The following is a 3,625-nucleotide window of genomic DNA, read 5'->3' as shown; positions in this document are numbered from 1 at the left end:
GAGCACACCCCGTGCACCGGCACGCCCAGTGCGTCAGCGAAGGCGGCGGCGGTCACCATCCCGACCCGCAGACTGGTGAACGGCCCGGGACCGGCGCCCACGACCACGACGTCGAGATCGGTGGGGCGGGCACCCCCCTCGGCGAGCACCGCGCGCATCGACGACGCCAGCAACTCCCCGTGGCGGCGGGCGTCGACGGTGACCATGACCGCTCGCGGCCACACGTGCACCCCGAGCGCGGCGCGCTCGCCACCCGTCCCACTCACCGGCCGCGCGGGGTCGGACGACGTCAGCTCGGCAAGCGCGACCGAGCACGCTGCCGTGGATGTGTCAAGAGCCATCACCAGCACTCGTCCAGACTACGGATCGCCTCGCCGACCACGGCGGGCACCCGCTCCACCACCACGATGCCACCGATGTCACGCCGCGCGCGGCGGGTCGATGCGGGGAGTCTCAACTCACCGGCGCACGTGCGCGCAGCCGTTCGATCCAGCTGGCCCCGGACGGGACGAGGCGGACTATCCGAGTCTCCCCGACCTCGTCGGCACGTGGCCGGGAGATCACGATCTCCAAATGATCCTGCGTGAGACGTTCCACAAGACCGACGCCCCACTCGACCACGGTGACCGAGGTGTCGACGTCGGCGTCGAGGTCGAGATCGTCGACCTCGGCGACCCCACCGAGCCGGTAGGCGTCCACGTGCACGAGGGGAATCCGCCCGTCCGGGTAGATCCGGGCCAGCACGAACGTCGGCGAGGTGACCGTTTCCCGCACGCCCAGCCCGGCCGCGATCCCCTGGGCCAGGACCGTCTTGCCCGCGCCAAGCGGGCCGGAGAGCACGAGCAGGTCCCCGGGTCGCAGCAGGGCGGCCAACCAGGCCCCGAACTCCCGCATGCGCTCCGCCGTGGATACCTCGACCGTGTTCATGTGCCTTCCGTCGTCGCCTCGCTCCGGGGCCCGCGTGGGGAGACGGAGAATGTCTCGGACCGTGCCGACCGACCGGCCCGTGCCGACCCCGACCGACCGGTCCGTCCCGACCGACCGGTCTGTGCCGGCGCCGACCGGTCGGCCCGTGCCGACCGCGGGCGCGGCATGGCGCGTGGCACCATCGCCTGCCGTGCCATCTCCCGGATGGCGGCGTTCACCACGTCCGGGCGTTCCAACATGATGGCGTGCCCGGCGCCCTCCTCGACGATGAGCTCCGCCCGGGACAACACCTCCGCCAGGGTGCGGCTGTGGGCAAGCGGGGTCATCAGGTCGGCGTCCCCGACGATGAGCACGGTCGGGATCTCCGCCAGCCGCTCGGCCGCCACGAGCCGATCGTGGTCGAGCAGGGTGGGCAGGAACGCCGCGATGACCGGGATCGGGGTGTCCGCGACCATGGTCTCCAGGAAGGAGACCACCGACGGCGGTAGTTCGGTCGATCCGAACCCGATGCGCCGCGTCAGCTCCCACGACAGGTCGCTGCCCCGCCGCCGGGCACGTTCGAGCAGGCTCGGCGCGTGCCGCATACCGACCGCGAAACCCGGCAGAACGCGGCGCACCACCCCGGTCACCGACGCCGGCAGCCCGAAGGTCAGCCGGGCCAGCTCACCGGCGCTGGTGGCGAGCAGGGCCACCCCGACGATGCGGTCATCGAACAGTTCCGGGTGGGTGTCGGCCAGACCCAGCACCGTCATGCCGCCCATCGAATGGCCCACCAGGATGATCGGCCCCCGGGGGACCCGCTCGGTGATCACTCGGAAGAGGTCGTCGGCGAGTACGTCGATGGTGCAGTTCTTGACCTCGGACGGCCCGGAACGCCCATGCGCCCGCTGATCATAGAAGACCATCCGGCCGAGGTCCGTGAGCGCCCGCTGCTGCAGGATCCAGGAATCGGCCGTGACGCAGAACCCGTGGACGAACACCAGCGTCACCGGGGCGTCCGACGGGCCGATCTCCTCGATGTACAGCGGAATACCGTCCCCCGCGATCACGGTGGTGACCCAACCCCTGATCGGCTCGATCCGCGCGTCGGACGCGAGATCGGCCATCCCACGCCGACGGCGGATCATCCGCCGCTCGGCGACCAGGCCCGCCGCGACGGCAGCGGCACCGACCACCCCGAGCGACCCCGTGGCCCGAGCCGAGCGGGAACCCGCGATCGCACCCACGGTCTTCGCCATCGGCGCCACCTCTCCTCGGTGCCTCTTCTGCACCGATGATGCACCCGGCCACGCCGGCCGACGGGCCCCCGGCCGGGACGTGGGGGGCGTCAGCCGGGGCCGCTTACCGGGCCTGTACGCGGATCCCGTGCTCAGGCGAAGCCCGGCATCGGGAAGGCGGCGGTCAGCTCGGTGACCTGCTCCCGGACCCGGGTGATGGTCGCGGTGTCGCCGGCCACGGCGGCCTTGACGACATCGTCGATCCAGCCGGCGAGCACCGGCATGTGACCGGCGCCCAGGCCGCGGGTGGTGATGGCGGCGGTTCCCAGTCGGATACCGGACGGGTCGAAGGGCCTGCGCTGGTCGAAGGGCACCGCGTTGTAGTTCAGCTCGATCCCGGCCTGGTCGAGCGCCCGGGCCGCGGGCTTGCCGCCGATGTCCCTGCCGGTCAGGTCGATCAGGATCAGATGGTTGTCGGTACCGCCGGTGACCAGGTCGAAGCCCCGCTCCACCAGGGCCTCGGCCAGCGCGCGGGCGTTCGCCACGACCGCGTGCGCGTAGTCGCGGAACGCGGGTGCCGCCGCCTCGCGCAGGGCGACGGCGATCGCCGCGGTGGTGTGGTTGTGCGGCCCGCCCTGCAGGCCTGGGAACACCGCCTTGTCGATCGCGGTGGCGTGCTCGGCGTCGGAGAGGAGCATCGCCCCGCGCGGGCCGCGCAGCGTCTTGTGCGTGGTGGTGGAGATCACCGGGGCGTGCCCCACCGGCGAGGGGTGTGCCCCGCCCGCGATCAGCCCGGCGATGTGCGCGATGTCCGCGACGAGCACCGCCCCGACCTCCCGCGCGATCGCGGCGAACCCCGGGAAGTCGATCGTCCGCGGGATCGCCGTACCGCCGCAGAAAATAATCCTGGGACGCTCGGCCAGGGCGAGGTCGCGCACCTCGTCCAGGTCGATGCGGCCGGTGCCGGCGCGCACGCCGTACCGGACGCTGCGGAACCACGTGCCGGTCGCGGAGACGCTCCAGCCGTGGGTCAGATGGCCGCCCATCGGCAACGACAGGCCCATCACGGTGTCCCCTGGCTCGGCGAAGGCCAGATAGACGGCGAGGTTCGCCGGGGAACCCGAGTACGGCTGGACGTTGGCGTGCTCGACCCCGAACAGCGCCTTGGCACGGTCGACCGCAAGCGTCTCGATCGGATCGATGACCTGCTGGCCCTCGTAGTAACGCCGACCGACGTAGCCCTCGGAGTACTTGTTGGTCAGCACGGAGCCGGACGCCTCCAGCACCGCGGTAGAGACGTAGTTCTCCGACGCGATCAGCCTGATCGACGAGAACTGGCGCGTGGCTTCGGCCTCGACGAGACCGGCGAGTTCGGGATCGGCGACGGCGAGGTGGGGAATCGGTGGTTGATGCACCTTGACCTCCGGCAGGTCTGATCCGGCCGGGGGTGCCCAGGCGCGCGGCACCGTTCCGCTCGATCG

General features: G+C 71.9%; 4 protein-coding genes. All 4 read right to left on the bottom strand.

Annotated elements, in window-relative coordinates; genetic code table 11:
• Positions 1-341, bottom strand: a 341-nt coding sequence (tsaB, locus tag ACY45C_RS00670) for a tRNA (adenosine(37)-N6)-threonylcarbamoyltransferase complex dimerization subunit type 1 TsaB (RefSeq protein WP_462185720.1), incomplete at its 3' end; no start/stop codon positions are given.
• Between the two features lie 112 nt (positions 342-453).
• On the bottom strand, positions 454-927 hold the full coding sequence (gene tsaE, locus ACY45C_RS00665) for a tRNA (adenosine(37)-N6)-threonylcarbamoyltransferase complex ATPase subunit type 1 TsaE (protein WP_462185719.1): 474 nt from the start codon (positions 925-927) through the stop codon (positions 454-456).
• Positions 924-2,165, bottom strand: a complete 1,242-nt coding sequence (locus ACY45C_RS00660; RefSeq protein WP_462185718.1) for an alpha/beta fold hydrolase — start codon at positions 2,163-2,165, stop codon at positions 924-926. The genes tsaE and ACY45C_RS00660 overlap by 4 nt, the downstream gene beginning before the upstream one ends.
• A 131-nt stretch (positions 2,166-2,296) precedes the next feature.
• Positions 2,297-3,559 carry a serine hydroxymethyltransferase gene (locus tag ACY45C_RS00655; RefSeq protein WP_462185750.1) on the bottom strand — a complete coding sequence of 421 codons (1,263 nt, stop codon included), beginning with the start codon at positions 3,557-3,559 and terminating at the stop codon, positions 2,297-2,299.
• Positions 3,560-3,625 lie beyond the last annotated feature (66 nt).

Source organism: Frankia sp. CcWB2 (assembly GCF_977927585.1).
Note: the sequence above shows the minus strand (reverse complement) of the source record. Positions and strands in the feature narration are given on the sequence as shown.